Genomic DNA, 16,638 nt, shown 5'->3' with positions numbered 1-16,638 from the left:
GTATATCGTCCCTGTCTCGTTAGCCGTGCGCGGCCACGCGTTCTGCTTGCTGAATAGCCGGCTTAGGCAATTCCATACGAAGGCTTTCACGGTACTGCTCCGCCGGCGCTTCATGGGTGACTTCGACGACAGCATCGTAATTTTCCCGAATGATTCTCTCGATCTCAGCAATGTCAGCCCGGAAGAACTCTTTGCGCCCGTTGACCTTGTTGAGGCGGCCAGTAGCAAAGTGATCGTGGAGCTTTGCCTCCAACGCTGGTGCATTGTTCGAGAAAACCATCGCATGCACGTCGAACCAGAATGGCACCGATGCATCACCCAGCTCATCTACCCGATCCATGGGTTCCAGGCGGCGAGTCATGCCAATCTTGTAGATGCCCTCTCCGAACGCTCCCAGGTTAGAAATCACATACACATAACCGGCTTTGGCGTTCTGCTCGCGGTAATCAATGAGCTTTTCTTCGCTCTCGAGCTCGGCTCGACCTGCCTCAACTTCGGCTAGCTTCACCAGCAGCGCCGAGCGCTCCTCATCAGATTGCACTTGCTCAAGGCGAGCCTGCAGGTCACGCATAGCAGTCGTGAAGTGCTTCCGCTCCTTGGCGATTTTTTCTCGCGCCGCGCGAATTTCTTGCTCGAGCTTCTGCTGCTCCCGCAGCTCTTCCCGGGCGCGTTTTGCCTGCTCCTTCTCCTCTTGCTTCTTGATCTGGAATTCATGAGCAAGGTGAAGCTCATCAAGCTTGAGATCGAGGTAGATGCCAGATATCTCGACGCTCATGATCTTGCCAAGTCGATTGCAAGCTTCAAACGATTTGAGGATTCGCTTCTCGCCGAGCTCGACGTTGTCAAATTTCACGTTTGCCACGCAGGCATCAGCTTCATTGTTGAACGAGCGAATCACCAGCTTGATCATGTCGTTGACCAGCTTACGGCCTTGGGCCTGGCTGTTGTTCACCGTCCAGTTCATGTTGCCGGTGGCCGCCTGCCGATTCTTGATAAGGACTTTCTGACGATCACGGACGTGATCCAGTCGAGCTTTGTACTCCTGACTGCTGGTTAGCTTGAACTTGGGCTCATAGAGGGCGAAGCTTTCCAGGAGCAGCGTCTCTTCCCAGACGAGTATCTGCCCCTGCAGATCAGTGGAGCGCTGGGCGAGAGCAGCCAACTCCCTTTCAGCACGTTGGGTTTGCTCGCGTACACCCGTCAGCCTCGCTTGCTCTTGCGCAATCAGCTGCTGGATATTCACTACATCCATGGCGCCGATCTTCGTAACGAGCTCTTGCAGTTGCGAATGCTGCAGCTGAAGCTCCGCAAGCTGTGTTTCAAGGGCTTCAGCACGCTGTCGATGGGCTGGCCCTTTCAGATAGTCGCTAAACGACATGGGTTCCTTCCTCGTTTGAGTCGAATGCTTAGAGCGGAGAAGCACGAGGTAAGTATGCGATCGCCCTACAATGATCTGCCGTGCGGAGCATTTCCGGCGTTAGCTAAATGCACCTCTTCCCTGCTGCGAATGAGCGTAACCGGAGTAAAATCATAAAGCCATCACGGAAGACAGCAAGCGTGAAGGGAATTACGATCGTGCCGTGAAGCTCATATCAAGCTGCTGCCTTGCGTTACTCAACTCCGCCTCAGCTTGCCGTAGCGCTTCCTTGATGCCCGTCCACATCAAGACCAATGTGGCAATTTTCTCGCGGGAGGCCGCCAACTCCTCCCCCATTACGACAAGCTCGCTCTGGAGGAGGAGGCACTGCTGCTCCAACAGCTCCTCGCGCGAAAAGAAAGCGAAGCGGTCGTCGACGATCTCATCCGAGTTGTTCATAACGCTGTTCACTGCCAAGAGTACAAATGTTCTCCTACGCAGCTTAGCGAGATATACTGTATGCATCAACAGTATCTCGACGAAGTGGCTCGCCCCCATCAACAACCTAGCCAGCTAGTCGCGAAGCTCAGGGGGAACGGCGGGTGCAGCGTCAAGATCACTGAGGAAAGGCATATTCGAAGGAGCCGCACATGTCCTTGAAGTCATCATTCGCCATCGTCCTTCGAGCGCTTCGCTGCAAGCGCAAACTCTCGCAGCGCGACTTTGGTGATACGAGTCGGACGTTCTTGTCCAAATTGGAAGGCGCTCGATCAAGCCTGACGCTGGACAAGCTCCAGCAAGTGAGCCAACGACTTGAACTGAGCCCCTTGACGCTGCTGACTCTTACTCTGAGTCAAGAGACCGGCAAACCGGCGGCCGACCTCATTCACGACCTTCGCTCAGAAATTGAAGGTCTGGAATGCGATGGGGGTGTGCCAGGCTTGGAAAACGCCGTCCATTGCATCACTGCTCGCAAGCCTCACGAACCCCAGGCCTCGCAGGCTCAGCAAACACAGCCCTACTTTCCAGTGCCTTGACTGCTAAGAACACTCGGGCGATCCGCCCGCTGGAAATGGCATCAGATCAATCCAGCCCAGGCTTCGATTCTGATGAGATTGTTGGCCACGGTTCATCATTGCTCCAGGTTTCTTCCAGGATCGTTTTGAACACGCCACTGAGCCCAGGGTGCTTACCCGATGCCTGTAGGTCTTTCACCAGGGCCCGCAGATCATCAGCCTCTTGGGCTGTCAGGATCAAATCACAGTAGTGCAGCCCTTCCGTAGCTTTTGTGAGCTGAGCTTTGTAGTCGTCCTGCATGGAAAAGCCTCTCTGTGCCTGGGCATCTGCCCGTTTGTTTGCGGCATGGAAGAACACCCAAACCGAACTTCGACATAGATAAGCAGCCTGGCGCCGCTCGCACAGCCCATCTCTGTACCGCCATACCCCTGTATATCGAAATCCACCGATCTCAGCTCAAAAAAAATGGGGGCAGCTCTGAATTTGAGCACAAAAGCAAAGCTAGCCGGCCAGACGGCCGGAGGAAGCGACTTCTTGCCAAGGCACCGAAGCCATAGCGGAGCAAGCAAGGCGCCAGGACAAGATTTCTGATCAAAAGTAGTCAGAAATTGTAGGCAGTAACTGAAGTGCAAAGGTTGGAGCGCAGGAGCAGCGCTGGATACGGTTATAGAGCCTTGCCGCGCTGCTTTTGTTGATTACAAAATATATACTCCGTCTCGCAAAAAAAATTTCAAGGGGGTGTATTGAAATTATTATTCGTGAGCCCTTTTCAAATCCCCTGTCAGCTACACAAAAATGCATGCTCTGCTGGCCGAACCAGCTCAACCCGCACACGACAGGCATCGCTCACATCCCACCTGGGCGGGCTCATAAGGCTCCGAACTGAAGGTGGTTTCGAAACCGGCATCGAGTCAGCACGTCCCTACGCTTGCAGCGCATGGAGTCATTCATCGTCTGAAGTCTCAGCTATCTGCCTTACCGAAAGGAGACTCGCGATCCAGCACAGCCGGCGGGGTTGCGCATGAGGTGCCGTAAGTGGGCTGGGCTCACCAGATAAGACCTCGTTCCCACCCATAAAAAAGCCCCCAACCGGAGGCTGATTCATCTCAATCCGACTTACTTAGAAACCCAGCTCTCTACTTCGACAGCCCCATATTCTGCTTTCCACTCCTTCAATTTCTTGTGATTGCCACCTTTGGTCTCGATCACTTCCCCGGAGTGTGGGTTCTTGTACAGCTTGACCTGACGCGCACGACGAGGGGCCTTTTCAGCGGCGGCCGGAGCAGCGGCACGGCGGTTGGCCTGTGGATCTAGGATGTTGATGATGTCACGCAAGCTGTAACCGTATTTGCTCAAAAGATCGCGTAGTTTGGTCTCAAATTCGATCTCCGCTTGCAGCTCAGAAGAACCTTTCATAGCTTCCAGTTCGGCCAGTTGTGCGGCCAATGTTTGCTCGAGCTTACGGAATTCTGCGAGACGGGACATAGATGCTTCCTCAAATACCGGATGAAATTAGTCTGTTACTGTAAACCATTCACAGCTCGACCTACTTAAAATTTGAGTATGCATTTCTATTCTTGTTCAATTTCTGTGCACTGGCGTTTAAGTACACCCGCCTGAGTCAGCAATGCGAATAGCTGAGCCTGCCGGCGCCATCAAAGAGCTGCTTCGCTCCCGGTGATCATGAAGGCTTTTCTCGCTGACACCAGCGTTTGAACCTAGACCGAGAATTCCCGGTCAATCTGTAACGGGGGATTGCAACAGGTGAGATACAGCGAATGGTTTCATTTGATCTGCAAAGAATGCTCATTGGCGAGTTCCCGCTGACCTTTCTCTTGGAGGTCGCCGTCCGCGTTTCAGCGGCGTTTCTAGCCGTGTTCTTCTTTCTGAAATTCAGTGGTCGACGTGGAATTAGGCAGCTGTCCCGATTCGAGCTCGTGGTGATCCTCACCTTGGGCTCAGCCGCAGGCGACGTGACGTTTTACGAAGATGTACCTCTCCTCCCGGTCGCGTTGGTTTTCCTCACGCTGCTCCTGCTTTATCGCGGAACCGTCTACATGATGAGGCGCAGCAGAACATGCGAGGCGTGGATCGATGGGTTGCCCATCACGGTCGTAAAGGACGGAATGTACGAGATCCATTCGCTGCGAAATTTGAACATCTCATCCAACGAGCTCTTTATGGAACTGCGCCAACAAGGCGTGGAACATCTCGGCCAGGTTCGACTCGGCCTATTGGAAACCGATGGCGATATCAGCCTGTATTTCTATGGGCCAGATGACACCCGGCCAGGGCTGTCGGTGCTCCCAGTCGAACATCGTCCAGAGTACCTGGCACCGCCGAACGCGGGCCTGCACTGTTGCGTCAGCTGCGGCTTCCCAACCTTCCATGAACCTCAAGACTCAGTCGTGTGTGAACGCTGCGGACACAACGTCTGGTCACCTGCACTGAATACCTTACGCAGCCGCTAGAACACATTTTCGCCATTGCTATCCCACACAACACCATCCCAACCGGGCGTGTATTTAGCCTACCAATGCTGGTCAGCCTGGACGGAGTGGGCGTACATCAATGCTTCGTCCGCGAGCTCCAACATATCGGCCAAGGTCGCTAAATCCACGGCATGCGTATCACGTAGTGCATATGCCTGATGCAGAAGCTCCCTGTGATGTTTCTTAGGTGCGAGGAGCAGGGCCTCGGTGTCGGTGAGGAGCTGCCGCCACTCTTGGATCGACATCACCGGCAGATTGGTGCCTGTCATGGCGGCATCCTCTTTAACTGTATGCACATACAGTATTCTGAAAAAGCCCGGCTGCATAGGTAGTGCGGAAAAAATGCACCTGCGATGGGAGCCAAGGTTGGCCGAAATCGAGCAGGGCTTGCCGAGCATCCCACAAGGCCTGTTTTCGGCTTACACAGCTTGGGTTCACGTAAGCGGTACGCGATAGCCCTCGCCCGATACTATTCACGTCCTTTTCACATGCGATGTGGGAGCGTTAGCTATCCCTACGTGTGATAGAAGCTCCCTCGCCCGCCTAGCAGCGGGCTTTCTTTTGCCCACAATTCTTCATCAACTCGGGCCATTCGTCCGTTGGGCTGTCCGCTTCATCGGCCAAGGCTGTCCTCTAAGGACACCAGCCAGAGCCTTTCTCATGCGACAGCTATTCCAATCGATAACTCTTCCCCTCGCCTGCACTCTGCTGTGGGCCTGCTCCGCCCCCGAAACGAAGTCTCCTGTGGAAACACCAGGCAGGCCCGAGTCTGCTAGAACCCAGCTGCTGGAAGCCGGCGCCGCGACGCTGCAGTCCAAGCCGCCCATTGAAGCGATCAACGCCTACCTGGATGGCTTTCACTTCTACAACGGGCATCCGGAGGTGCAGATGGAAGCGCACCACTACTGCTCCATCCTCAACGAGGATGTCATTCAGTGTGTGATATTCGACGGCAATACCAAGGGTGCGAAGATCATGGGCGTCGAGTACATCATCGACGAGAAGCTCTTTGCCGGGCTGCCCCTAAGGAGAAGGCAATGTGGCACAGCCATGGTTACGAGGTCTCCTCTGGGCAGTTGGTCGCCCCAGGCATTCCAGCACCGGCTGAGCATGCCCTGATGGAGCGCCTGGCGCATACCTATGGGAAGACGTGGCACACCTGGCACACCGATCAAGATAAAGCGCTGCCTGTAGGTGTGCCGCAGTTGATGATGGGCTTTACCACAGATGGGCAGGCTGACCCGGCGATGGTCGAACAGCGCAATCGGCGCTTGGGTGTGGATGCTGCGAAAACCAAAGCTGAGCGGGCTGACATTCGTATTACTGATGCTGATCCCCAGGCGGATGGCTGGCAGCACGGTAACGTCATTCAAATCACCGATCCAACCGGCGCGCATCTACACCGCCCCGCTACATCGACTCCGGCGAACACTAACAGCCGTTCCAGTCACTAGCAGCGGTCAGATGCATGTAGCTCTATTGTGGGCGTGCCCCACTGGGGACGGCTGTCGTAAACCGCACCCTCGCATAGCCAGGTTACGGCCCTATCGGGCTTCCATCCTCACGCCTTTGGCCCTCTGCGGGCCGGCGCGCTCCGCTTGCTATGGATAACAGAGCAGTGTCGAGGTGCCCCTGCTGGAAGCTTAAGAGGTTGCCACCTCATGGCCGACATCAAACATCAATTCAGGTCAGGAGCTTCCGCCTTGCCTTCGGCGTAGCCAAGGCCGAGTCCGCTGTCATTAGAGGATGAACTACGCTTCCTAAACAACACCGTAGATCGAAGACGCATTGCAGACGGTCGTTACGGCCGGATGCTGGTGGTAAGGGAATGGCCATTCTTCGGGATCCGAGACCCTCATCACCATCGTCGGGGTGCGCTCCGTGAGAATAAAACAGCTCCAGATTGCCCTTCTGTCACTCACGCTTCTCTTTGGTGGTTGTACAACAGCCTACATTCCCTACGAACCCAGTCACGCCTTGCCTGCTCACGATTCGGCGTTCGGCCGATCTATCCAGAGCCAGGTTGTCCCCCATCAAGGTCAATCGGGCTTTCGCCTATTCCCGGAGAGTGCCGAAGCTTTCGCCGCCCGCGCGGAGCTGATTCGCAGTGTCCAAAGCAGCATTGACCTGCAGTACTACATCGTCCACGACGGTATAAGTACTCGCATACTGCTGAGCGAGCTCCTCGTCGCTGCCGACCGGGGCGTGCGCGTCAGGATCTTGCTCGACGACACCACCAGCGATGATCTAGAGGAGACAATCGCGACACTGGCTATCCATCCGCATATACAGATCCGCGTGTTCAATCCTCTCCATTTGGGCCGCAGTACCGTCGTGACACGCACGATGGGCCGTCTGTTCAACCTCTCTCAGCAACACCGGCGTATGCACAACAAATTGTGGGTGGTGGACAATTGCGTGGCCATCGTCGGAGGGCGCAATCTGGGAGACGAGTATTTCGATGCAGAGCCCAACAGAAATTTTACCGATATCGACATGCTCAGTGTCGGCCCGGTCGCAGAGCAGTTGGGACATAGTTTCGACGAGTACTGGAACAGTGTCCTCAGCAAGCCCATCGAGCAGTTTATATCGTTCAAGCCGACCAGCAGAGATCTGAAAGACCTTCGCGCTCGACTGGACGACTCCCTGGAAGAAACGCGCAACCAAAACCATGAGCTTTATCAACAATTGATGACCTATACCACTCAGCCACGCCTCAACAACTGGCGCAGGGAGTTGATCTGGGCCTGGAATAAAGCGATGTGGGATGCGCCGAGCAAGGTGTTGGCGAGTGGTGAACCCGCTCCATATTTGCTGTTGGCCACCCAGTTGGCACCCGAGCTTAATGGGGTCAGCAAGGAGCTGATTCTGGTATCGGCCTACATGGTGCCTGGCCAGCCGGGGGTGGTGTACCTAACCCGTCAAGCCGACGCCGGCGTGTCGATCAGCTTGCTGACCAACTCGCTGGAAGCCACCGACGTACCGGCTTCGCACGGTGCTTACGCACCCTATCGCAAGACCTTGCTTGAGCACGGTGTGCAGTTGTTCGAATTACGTCGTCAAGCCGGTGATCGAAGCGACAGCGATACCAGGCCGCGCTTCTCTCGCAAGGGCTCCTCCAGCGGCCCTTCTAGCAGCTCCGACTCCAGCCTGCATACCAAGGCGATGGTTTTCGACCGGCAGAAAGCTTTTGTTGGTTCGTTCAATTTCGATTCGCGCTCTTTGCTGTGGAACACCGAGGTCGGTGTTTTGGTTGATGATCCGGAGCTCGCCGGACGGGTGCGCGAACTGGCGCTGGAGGGCATGGCTCCCGCGCTGAGCTACCAGGCTCGGCTGGAAGACAAAAATCTGGTTTGGGTTACCGAAGAAAATGGCCAACAACGCACGTTGACCACTGAACCGGGCGGCTGGTGGCGGCGCTTCAATTCGTGGCTCAGCAGCACGATAGGGCTTGAAAAGTTGCTATAGGGTGGGAAGGACAAATCATGCGATTGTCGACGAAAGGCCGCAGGCGGGTTATCAGCCAACTGATTATGGCGGTGAGTGTTTGCGTTATAGCAATCATCGTTGACACGCGGGTAGTAGCGCTACCTCAAACCGCTAATGAAATAAGGGGATTGCTGGAGTTTATAGAGACCAGTGACTGCACATTTATTCGGAACGGCACCGAATACGCAGGCCCCCGAGCCCGAGCGCACTTGGAGCAAAAGCTGAATTATCTCGAAAGCAAGAACAGGGTGAAAAGCGCGGAAGACTTCATTGACCTCGCTGCGACTAAAAGCAGTATGAGTGGCCGTGCCTATGAGGTGCGATGCTCACAAGGTACGCAACCGGCGGGCATCTGGTTACACCGAGAGCTCCAACGGCAACGGGAATTTCACTAAATCTCTTGAGTCCTCCGCTCCCAGCAGAATCGACCCAGCAGTTCATCAAAGCGGGGGCTGATGGAGCATTCCGGTTACTTTATCCACAAGCAGCTGGATGTCGAACGGCTTGGTAATGACGGCGGTACTGGGCGTCAGGAACCCACCCTTGAGAACCGCTGCCTCTGCAAAGCCGGTAACGAATAGAACCCGGAGGTCTGGAAACGCCTCACGGGCAGCATCTGCCACCTGCCGTCCATTCAGCGCGCCTGGAAGCCCCACATCAGTGACGAGCAGATTATAGGGCGGACACGAGCGAAGCGTTTGCATGGCGCCAGATCCATCTTCGGCTTCGTCGACTTCGTATCCAGCCTCCATCAAGGCTTCCACAATAGACATGCGCACGATAGGTTCGTCATCGACCACAAGGATTCGTCCTACACCTTGATCGCTAAGCGCTACCTGTCTGGCTTCTGCCAATTCGAGTAGTTCCAATTGCCCCTCGAATTTGGGTAACAAAAGCCGAATCGTCGTGCCCACGCCTTCCTGGGAGTGCACATCAACCTGACCACCTGACTGCAGCACGAAACCGTGCACCATAGAAAGTCCAAGTCCGGTGCCTTGGCCCAGTGGCTTGGTGGTGAAGAACGGGTCAAATATCCGCTTGATGTTTTCCTGCGAGATTCCGCTTCCCGAGTCGGTGACTGAAATAGCGATGTATTCTCCAGCAGGTAGGTCGGCACGCGTAGCCATCAGCTCGTCGAGTTCGATTGTCTGCGTCGTGATGGATATCGCTCCACGACCTTCGGGCATGGCATCACGCGAGTTGATCGCCAAATTGAGCAACGAACTCTCCAACTGGGCGGGGTCGATCCGGGCCAACCCAAGTGCCGGCTCTAACTGCGTGATGACTGTGATGCCCGGCCCAACCGAGCGGTTGATCAGGTCGACCAGATCGTCGATGAGTAAGTTGATGTCCGTAGGGCGTGGATCAAGCGTCTGCCGTCGCGAAAATGCGAGCAGGCGCTGGGTCAGCGACGCTGCTCGCTTGGCGCTGACTTGAATTCCTTCGAGCAGCCGCTCGGTAGCCTCCCATTTGCCCTGTTTCAACCGTCGGGACAGCAGATCAGCGCTGCCCAGTATCGCCGCCAGGATGTTGTTGAAGTCATGGGCAATCCCGCCCGTCAGTTGCCCGAGTGCTTCCATTTTTTGACTTTGGCGCAGGGCTTCGTTGGCCTGTGACAGCTCGTCAGTGCGTTGAGCAACCCGCTCTTCAAGCGTGGCCTTCGCCTGCTGTACCTGCCGAAAAAGCTGGGCGTTGTCTATGGCCACTGCTGCCTGAGCCGCCAGGGCGACGATCAGCCGTTCGTGCCGCTCTGTGAATTTTCCTGGTTCGGGGTGACCGAAAAACAGTCCTCCCAAAACATCGCCTGTTCTCGACACGACTGAAATCGCCAGGTAACTCCGCACTGGCAGATGCCCCTTGGGCATTCCGCGATGCGGCTCGAACTGGCCGTAGCGATGGTCGGCCAGGATGTCCAAGGATCGAACGACGCCCTCATTTCGGAATGTAGGTGCAAACACGGGGGTAGCGCGCGGATGACCTAACTTTTCGAAGGCCGACCGATCAGCCCCCGACAAGGTATACAGCTTCAGGTGTGCACCGGCCTCATCAACCTCATTGGCAAAATACGAACCAAAAGCTGCCCCTGTGAGCGATGTCGCTGCATCCGTGAGGTTTTGCACGATCCGCTCCAGATTCAAGTCACTGGCGAACGCCGCGTTGATGTCTCGGAGGATCTCAAGGGTTCGGCTTTCCTCTCTAAGCGCTCGCTCGGTTTCCACTCGGTTAGTGACATCGAAGCCCTCGCAAAAGATACCGGTCACGGCTCCTGCATCGTCGAACACAGGCTCATAAACGAAGTCCAGATAGCGGGTCTCTAGGCGCTCTGATTCCCAGAGCAGCGAAATAGGCGTGCCTTTAGCTACGAAACGCTCGCCCGACTTGAACACGTCATCCAGCCAGGAGAAATAACCCTGCCCCTCAAGATCAGGGAACACTTCTCGGACAGAGCGATTGAGGTAGCCTCGATCACCAAAGCTTCGCCTGAATGCCTCGTTGACGAATTCGAATACGTGATCAGGGCCTCTCAGTATTGTGATGAAGCCCGGCGCTTGGTCGAACATGCGTCGGTCTCGGCCCAGGGTAATGTGCGACGGTAGAGGCTCAAGAGCTGATGGATGGACTTCTTGACCTTGCACCAGAACAGCGACGATGTGCCCATCTAGAGCCCTCAATGGGCTCAAGCTGAAAGCCCACGGTTTTTCACGATCCAGACGAACCGGAAACTCCGAGTCCGAGAGCAACAACAGGCTTGCCTTCTCCATTACAGCTTCGAGCTGCAAGCTGACCCGCCCCCAGACCGCAGTCCAGACCTCATGTGCAGGCTTGCCCAGTCCTCGGGGGTGACGATGCCCCATCGCAGGGATCCAGGTGTCGTTGTAGAGCAGTGTTCTATCAGCGCCCCAAAGAATTGCAGTGGGCAGATCTGAACTGAGCAAGAAACTCACGGCGTGCTGCAGCGGAACCGGCCAATGCCCTGGGTCACCTAGATGGGTACTAGCCCAGTCCACTTGACGCATCTGGGTGGCAATCTGGCCGTCGTGCGTCACGAACGATTCGATTGCTGAACGCTGATCACCGCAATTCATATGAAAAGCACCACCAGGGAAGACTTATAAATCTAACCCAAGATTCACGCATCGGCGTGTCTGGCTGACAAAGAAGCTCGCAGCCGTAATTGTCATGCCATCGCTTGGCGTAGCTTTCCCCCCGAATCGGGCTGGCCAAGTTGGCCACGTCTCAAAGTGAACGTTCAGCACTTCGCGCCACTCCATGTACCGCACCTTGTTTAGCGATCAACACGGCAAGGGAAGGATCCTGATCAACAACCATGGAGAGGAAAGCTGTGAGCGTCACCTTGAGATGCCTCAAATGCGGTGGGCAAGACCTTGTAAGACCTCAGAGGTTGAACAAGAAGGCCATTCTGACGTGTAGAGAGTGTGCGGCCATTGCCAATTATGGCGATCTGATGGAGGCAGAAGGTAGACGGCTCATCGCCGACATCCGGCAGCGTCTGCCTCTCTTGGAAGCCGGATAGCAGCGCTCCGATTGCGAACAGCGGCCCAAGCTATGTCGCAAACTTTATTACACGATACGTTGCGCTTCACGATCTTTCGCGCACCCGGTCAGCTAATAGGAAAGTATAGGGAGCCTCCAGAATTTGGACAGCGTCTGAACAGAACACAGGCTCTCTGTGTGAACACACGAGGTGCGAGATCATGGCGAACGATCAAAACAAGACAGGTCAGCAAGGCAACACCGCACAAAACAATCCTGGTAATTTTGCCAACGACCGTGAGAAGGCTTCAGAGGCCGGTCATAAAGGCGGCCAAGCCTCGGGCGGCAATTTTGCCAACGATCCTCAGCGGGCCTCGGAAGCCGGCCAAAAAGGCGGTCTAATGTCCGGGGGAAGATCTGAAGATCAACAAACAGGGCAAGGTAGCGGCAGTGACTTTCAGGAAGACGCTCTTCAGCGTGCCGGTGGCGCAACCCAACGTGGTGGTCAAGGAGGACATACCACAGGCAGTAAAGCTGACCGGGAGCAGATTATGGATGAAGGGTCGCAAGCTATTCAGGATGAAGACAGCGGGATGACGGAAGACAACCGCTGAGCAACTATCCAGGGCTACGGATAGCCCTGGTTATTCACCCGACCGGATGTTAGATGGAGCAGTTTGCGTTGAGCAGTTGGCCGTCAGCATCTCCGCTTAACGACCAACCTTGAAATACGTAGTGTCTAGGCCACCTGCTTCGCTGCTGGCCGTTGATCTGTAGCCAGACGTCTGGCTCTACCAACACCCCAAGCCAGAGCTCGAGTCATAGATTCGCCGGGGCGAGAATCGAAGGCTTCTTCATGCAATGCCATTCCACAGCCAGCGTACACACCGATGAACATTTGCGTCTGACCGGTGCGCGAGAGCCTGACCTGGACATCAATCGTGGTGCCGTCGTCCAGTGTCTCGTCATGAGTCCGATGATGAAGCACTGGATCCGCCCAATCCCAAAAAACATCACCTCGAATACGCATGCCGCCCTCCTACGACTTTAGTCTTATACGGAAACCTGACCATAGCAAAGCAAGGAGGCAGTTCCAGGACTTAGGCGGTAGCACCGCGAAGTATCAGACAATCGGCGCAATTTTCGATACAAGAAAATTTCCTTGTACAAGTTTGCAGCAGTGGTCAGGCGGTCAGAGCAGCCAACTGGGTTGCCAAGAGGCCGGCTGCAGCGGAATTCAGCAAGTCAGGCGTGAGCTTTTCACGAAGCACCCATTTACACGCGACTATTTCATGGTCGGCCACAGGCTTCTCAGTTTCGTGGAATCGGGTGGTGAAGATGTGATGCACGACGAACCCACCCTGATCGAGCATAAAGAAAGCAGGCCATGCCCTTCAATGGATGTCTCCTCACGTAGCTCACTTGCTGCAGCACTATGAGGGGTCTCACCAGGCTCAATCGAACCACCCGGAAAATTCCATTTGCCGCTATTTTCCGAACAAGCAGTACCTTGCCGCTTCGCAGACAGATTATCGTCGCCTTGGATTTACTTCTGCATTTTCGTTCGTCCCGCGTGCACACACTCGAAACATCACCACCAATCAAAACCACCATCACGCGACTCAGAGCATGGGCGTCTTCCCTGAAGACGTTTCCATGGGGCGAATCGTTCAATCTCATTGGCGCATCAGCCCTCGGTTCGCCTCGGGTGAGCAGAGCTTGGATAGGTAAGCTCTACCTCGATGGTGCCGTCGGCCTTGTGGAATTTCACCGAGACGGTTTTGCCCCCGAAGAACTAAGACAGTACCGTAGTGCTAACAATTTGCAATAACGATAAAATTCACACACACAAGTCAATATCATTTTAGAAGGGAAATTAGAGTAGGTATTCGATTCACCAAACCTTCGAAAAATCAATACATCAATATCCTTGCGTGCAGTCATGAACCTAGCTATTACTTACGTCTCCAAGAGAGGGGATGGCAAAATGCAACCAAGATTCGTTATCGTTCCAGCGGTTCCTATAGAAAACGAATCATTCCAGGTTGGAAATCGGTTTTACGCCGCTACAAGCTCGGGAGGTTTTGATATCTACGACAATCAGGAAAAAATTAGAATAAAACGGAATTTCTCAAGTAAATCGCTAGCCATGGCAGCGTGCGAGAAGATGATCTTAGAATCGCGAAACCCGTCCGAGCAATTTCCAATAATGCGGACGGAATAGATTTCAAGAGGAGATTGCCTTCATGGCTCCGCCCACAGACAAGACCTACATTTATTATGGTGCTATTTCAATCGCAGCTGCCTTTGTATTCATTTGCATGGCTTATGAATTTTCGCAGGCGCAGCTAATATGGACAATCATACGTCACTACTAGAGTGTCTCCTTATTCTCACTGGCTCACTGATAGGCGTGGGCTTGGCGGCAGCTTTACTCCATTGGATCGTCTAGCACACTAAGTATGAGCCGTTTTTGGCTCACCAATCCCATCTGGCAGCACCCGAGGCTCCACATGCCCACCAAGCGGCTTATCGCCGAACAGGCGAATCAATACAGCGACGATGAGTGTGTAAAACTTATAAGAGAATTTTGGAATTCAGGAAAATCCCTCAATGAGTTCTGCATAATCAAAGGCTATCCTTCCTGTCAGGTAATGAAAAGATTGTTAAGTATCTCAAGAGCCCCATGTGAGCGCTCTGACAGTTCCAGCTGGTGTGACATCGCAGACATTGATGATCAATATAATGACGAGCAACTCAGCAGAATTGCCAGCAGCCTCGCACAACTGCACGCCCAATTAAGATCCATCAAGCAAGAGATCGAATCACTTATGAATGGGCTCCACTGTTCACAACCTGACAAGTAACGCCAAATCATTTTCGCAGGAGCACGAACTACTTAACCCATCAAGGTAAATTGCTAGGACTAAGCGACCTGATCAACCCATTCTAATTGGCCAGCCTCCAAATTATTTAAAACACTCTCTTCCTGACTGATGGATGACCTGACGGATTGAAGTTCAGTTCCGACCAGCATTTTGACGGCTCGAATTACTACCTGCTTTGGAATGTCTCGAAACGTTTGAAAGCTCCGGAGTAGAAAGGACGAGCTAGGCTTGCCGTATGGAGATGTGACGAGGGGCCAAGGATGCGACATCGAGGAGCAGTATTTTGGGCTTGGGCAGATCCTGCCTTGCAACACCATTCGCATCTGGAGTCGCTAGGGATGCTCCGATCAACTTGCCGCGCAGCGGCGGCAAGTCGTAATTTGCTCGGCGCGCAGCGCTATTGGCTAAAAATCGAATGATGCATCGCGTATTGAGGGCTTTTTCGCCCGATTTACCGTGTTAAGCGCGCAACTCACCCATACCCATCAGCTGTTTTCGAACCATCCACAGGTTTGACAGGGCGAACAGCGTGGTCAACTGAGCCGTGTTTTTCATCAGCCCACGAAAGCGCACTTTCACGTAGCCAAACTGCCGCTTGATCACTCGAAACGGATGCTCGACCTTGGCCCGTGTCTGAGCTTTGCAGTATTCGATCTTGCGCTTGACCTTGTAGAGCACGCTGCGCTTGTTCAGCTTGGAATAGGTACTGCGGCGTGCTGCAATCTGCCAGATCACCCCCCGATTTTCATGCTCTTCGCGCTTTTCGATACCGGTGTAACCGGCGTCTGCATACACGGCGTTCTCTTCGCCATGCAGCAGCTCAGCAACCTGTGTGACATCGGCCACATTGGCGGCGGTGCCATGGACGTGATGAACCAGGCCAGACTCGACATCGGCACCGATGTGAGCCTTCATCCCGAAGAAATATTGACCGCCTTTCTTGGTCTGGTGCATCTCGGGATCGCGCTTGCCTTCTTTATTTTTGGTGGAGCTGGGGGCATGAATAATGGTGGCATCGACGATGGTGCCTTGGCGCAGCGACAGGCCTTTTTCCTGCAAATAACCGTTGATGACCGCGAGGATTGCAGGTGCGAGCTGATGCTTCTCCAGCAAGTGCCGGAAGTTCATGATCGTGGTGTCTTCAGGGATCGGCGCGCTCAGGGTCAGGTGTGCAAACTGGCGCATGGGCGTGATTTCATAGAGCGCTTCCTCCATGGCTGGATCGCTCAAGGAGAACCAGTTCTGCAACAGGTGGATGCGCAGCATGGTTTCCAGAGGATAGGGTTTTCTACCGCCTCCGGCCTTGGGGTAGAACGGCTCGATCAACGCCAGAAGGCCTGTCCAGGGCACGACCTGATCCATCCCGGCGAGGAAGCGTTCGCGGCGGGTTTGCTTGCGCTTGCCGGCGTACTCAAAGTCGGAAAAACTCATCTGGCTCATGGGCGGCTCGGATCAGGTGGTGCGGTGATTTTCGCATAACTGAGGACTTGTTCGGAGATTCCCTAGCTGACGGAGCTTGGCTAGACATCCAGGTTCGGCTATCTCGCACTGGCGATACTCAACTGTTTATCGGGATCTACGAGCAATCCGGCCTAGCACGTGTTGAGGAAGCCTATGCAAAGCGGCCAGGTGAGACAGTAACTCGAGCAATGGCGTGGGGCGCTCGCAGAGGTCGGGCACTCGCTGAAACAGGCTCTCAAAGCAAAGCAGGCACTGTTTAGGTCGACGGAGGGAATCCCATGATTGATCCGATCATGCAGCTAGACGCTGAGTTAGAGTGGCTGGGTCAGATCGCAGACGAGCTCGAACGGGAGGTAGCTATCTGCCCTCTTACTCGGCCAACGCTGATCGCGTGGCTAACGGAGTGGGCAGCAAGGCCTGACGGAAAGGCAGGATTGAA

Annotated in this window: 15 protein-coding genes and 1 pseudogene; 7 read left to right on the top strand and 9 right to left on the bottom strand. The window is 54.6% G+C overall.

Going from position 1 to position 16,638, the window contains the following annotated elements:
- Nucleotides 1-19 precede the first annotated feature (19 nt).
- Together AA098_RS14670 and AA098_RS14665 are read right to left on the bottom strand one after the other, a co-directional pair.
- Entirely contained in the window at nucleotides 20-1,378 is a 1,359-nt protein-coding gene (locus AA098_RS14670; protein WP_064614537.1) for a DUF4041 domain-containing protein, read from the bottom strand.
- 189 nt (nucleotides 1,379-1,567) lie between these two features.
- Complete coding sequence (locus AA098_RS14665; protein ID WP_064615216.1) at nucleotides 1,568-1,816, bottom strand: hypothetical protein; 249 nt, start codon at nucleotides 1,814-1,816, stop codon at nucleotides 1,568-1,570.
- Between the two features lie 191 nt (nucleotides 1,817-2,007).
- Between AA098_RS14665 and AA098_RS14660 the strand changes: the two genes are divergently transcribed.
- A complete protein-coding gene (locus tag AA098_RS14660; RefSeq protein ID WP_064614535.1) occupies nucleotides 2,008-2,394 on the top strand; it encodes a helix-turn-helix domain-containing protein in 387 nt (128 codons plus the stop codon).
- A gap of 46 nt (nucleotides 2,395-2,440) precedes the next feature.
- Here the strand turns inward: AA098_RS14660 and AA098_RS14655 are convergent, their stop codons facing one another.
- The gene (locus tag AA098_RS14655) at nucleotides 2,441-2,674 is read right to left on the bottom strand and encodes a hypothetical protein (RefSeq protein WP_064614533.1); all 234 of its coding nucleotides are present in this window, start codon (nucleotides 2,672-2,674) and stop codon (nucleotides 2,441-2,443) included.
- An 816-nt stretch (nucleotides 2,675-3,490) separates the two neighbouring features.
- Nucleotides 3,491-3,859 (bottom strand): histone-like nucleoid-structuring protein, MvaT/MvaU family, encoded by a 369-nt coding sequence (locus AA098_RS14650; RefSeq protein WP_064614531.1) that lies wholly within the window; start codon nucleotides 3,857-3,859, stop codon nucleotides 3,491-3,493.
- A gap of 293 nt (nucleotides 3,860-4,152) precedes the next feature.
- Between AA098_RS14650 and AA098_RS14645 the strand changes: the two genes are divergently transcribed.
- The gene (locus tag AA098_RS14645) at nucleotides 4,153-4,845 is read left to right on the top strand and encodes a DUF421 domain-containing protein (RefSeq protein ID WP_064614529.1); all 693 of its coding nucleotides are present in this window, start codon (nucleotides 4,153-4,155) and stop codon (nucleotides 4,843-4,845) included.
- A gap of 59 nt (nucleotides 4,846-4,904) precedes the next feature.
- On the opposite strand, the gene AA098_RS29820 is transcribed toward AA098_RS14645, so the two are convergent.
- A complete protein-coding gene (locus AA098_RS29820) occupies nucleotides 4,905-5,264 on the bottom strand; it encodes a hypothetical protein (protein ID WP_256544641.1) in 360 nt (119 codons plus the stop codon).
- 262 nt (nucleotides 5,265-5,526) lie between these two features.
- On the opposite strand from AA098_RS29820, the pseudogene AA098_RS14635 reads away from it, so the two are divergent.
- From AA098_RS14635 to AA098_RS29540, 3 genes and pseudogenes are all read left to right on the top strand, one after another.
- A pseudogene (locus AA098_RS14635) lies at nucleotides 5,527-6,320 on the top strand (OBAP family protein).
- Between the two features lie 427 nt (nucleotides 6,321-6,747).
- Nucleotides 6,748-8,334: a phospholipase D family protein gene (locus AA098_RS14630; RefSeq protein WP_064615212.1), complete on the top strand. Its 1,587-nt coding sequence runs from the start codon at nucleotides 6,748-6,750 to the stop codon at nucleotides 8,332-8,334.
- Between the two features lie 65 nt (nucleotides 8,335-8,399).
- Nucleotides 8,400-8,750, top strand: coding sequence for a DUF5329 domain-containing protein (locus AA098_RS29540; protein WP_256545453.1), 351 nt, complete (start codon nucleotides 8,400-8,402; stop codon nucleotides 8,748-8,750).
- Nucleotides 8,751-8,795: 45 nt separating this feature from the next.
- On the opposite strand, the gene AA098_RS14620 is transcribed toward AA098_RS29540, so the two are convergent.
- Nucleotides 8,796-11,441, bottom strand: a complete 2,646-nt coding sequence (locus tag AA098_RS14620) for an ATP-binding protein (RefSeq protein WP_064614526.1) — start codon at nucleotides 11,439-11,441, stop codon at nucleotides 8,796-8,798.
- A gap of 630 nt (nucleotides 11,442-12,071) precedes the next feature.
- Here AA098_RS14620 and AA098_RS14610 point away from each other — a divergent pair.
- Nucleotides 12,072-12,464, top strand: coding sequence for a general stress protein (locus AA098_RS14610; RefSeq protein ID WP_064614522.1), 393 nt, complete (start codon nucleotides 12,072-12,074; stop codon nucleotides 12,462-12,464).
- A gap of 125 nt (nucleotides 12,465-12,589) precedes the next feature.
- On the opposite strand, the gene AA098_RS29815 is transcribed toward AA098_RS14610, so the two are convergent.
- Entirely contained in the window at nucleotides 12,590-12,880 is a 291-nt protein-coding gene (locus AA098_RS29815; protein WP_064614520.1) for a hypothetical protein, read from the bottom strand.
- 255 nt (nucleotides 12,881-13,135) lie between these two features.
- Nucleotides 13,136-13,378: an NUDIX domain-containing protein gene (locus AA098_RS14600; RefSeq protein WP_256545451.1), complete on the bottom strand. Its 243-nt coding sequence runs from the start codon at nucleotides 13,376-13,378 to the stop codon at nucleotides 13,136-13,138.
- Nucleotides 13,379-13,837: 459 nt separating this feature from the next.
- Between AA098_RS14600 and AA098_RS29805 the strand changes: the two genes are divergently transcribed.
- Complete coding sequence (locus tag AA098_RS29805) at nucleotides 13,838-14,074, top strand: hypothetical protein (RefSeq protein WP_082916951.1); 237 nt, start codon at nucleotides 13,838-13,840, stop codon at nucleotides 14,072-14,074.
- Between the two features lie 1,123 nt (nucleotides 14,075-15,197).
- On the opposite strand, the gene AA098_RS14595 is transcribed toward AA098_RS29805, so the two are convergent.
- Entirely contained in the window at nucleotides 15,198-16,178 is a 981-nt protein-coding gene (locus AA098_RS14595) for an IS5 family transposase (RefSeq protein ID WP_064614518.1), read from the bottom strand.
- Between the last annotated feature and the right edge of the window lie 460 nt (nucleotides 16,179-16,638).

The organism is Pseudomonas sp. JY-Q (assembly GCF_001655295.1).
Classification (GTDB): Bacteria; Pseudomonadota; Gammaproteobacteria; order Pseudomonadales; family Pseudomonadaceae; genus Aquipseudomonas; species Aquipseudomonas alloputida.
The sequence above is the reverse complement of the archived record's forward strand: the minus strand, read 5'-3'. Positions and strand labels throughout refer to the sequence as shown.

Bases quoted from the DNA above. Each gene is read 5' to 3' on its own strand.
- AA098_RS14670 (WP_064614537.1), bottom strand. From the start codon at position 1,378: ATGTCGTTTAGCGACTATCTGAAAGGGCCAGCCCATCGACAGCGTGCT.
- AA098_RS14665 (WP_064615216.1), bottom strand. From the start codon at position 1,816: ATGAACAACTCGGATGAGATCGTCGACGACCGCTTCGCTTTCTTTTCG.
- AA098_RS14660 (WP_064614535.1), top strand. From the start codon at position 2,008: ATGTCCTTGAAGTCATCATTCGCCATCGTCCTTCGAGCGCTTCGCTGC.
- AA098_RS14655 (WP_064614533.1), bottom strand. From the start codon at position 2,674: ATGCAGGACGACTACAAAGCTCAGCTCACAAAAGCTACGGAAGGGCTG.
- AA098_RS14650 (WP_064614531.1), bottom strand. From the start codon at position 3,859: ATGTCCCGTCTCGCAGAATTCCGTAAGCTCGAGCAAACATTGGCCGCA.
- AA098_RS14645 (WP_064614529.1), top strand. From the start codon at position 4,153: ATGGTTTCATTTGATCTGCAAAGAATGCTCATTGGCGAGTTCCCGCTG.
- AA098_RS29820 (WP_256544641.1), bottom strand. From the start codon at position 5,264: ATGCTCGGCAAGCCCTGCTCGATTTCGGCCAACCTTGGCTCCCATCGC.
- AA098_RS29540 (WP_256545453.1), top strand. From the start codon at position 8,400: ATGGCGGTGAGTGTTTGCGTTATAGCAATCATCGTTGACACGCGGGTA.
- AA098_RS14620 (WP_064614526.1), bottom strand. From the start codon at position 11,441: ATGAATTGCGGTGATCAGCGTTCAGCAATCGAATCGTTCGTGACGCAC.
- AA098_RS14610 (WP_064614522.1), top strand. From the start codon at position 12,072: ATGGCGAACGATCAAAACAAGACAGGTCAGCAAGGCAACACCGCACAA.
- AA098_RS29815 (WP_064614520.1), bottom strand. From the start codon at position 12,880: ATGCGTATTCGAGGTGATGTTTTTTGGGATTGGGCGGATCCAGTGCTT.
- AA098_RS29805 (WP_082916951.1), top strand. From the start codon at position 13,838: ATGCAACCAAGATTCGTTATCGTTCCAGCGGTTCCTATAGAAAACGAA.
- AA098_RS14595 (WP_064614518.1), bottom strand. From the start codon at position 16,178: ATGAGCCAGATGAGTTTTTCCGACTTTGAGTACGCCGGCAAGCGCAAG.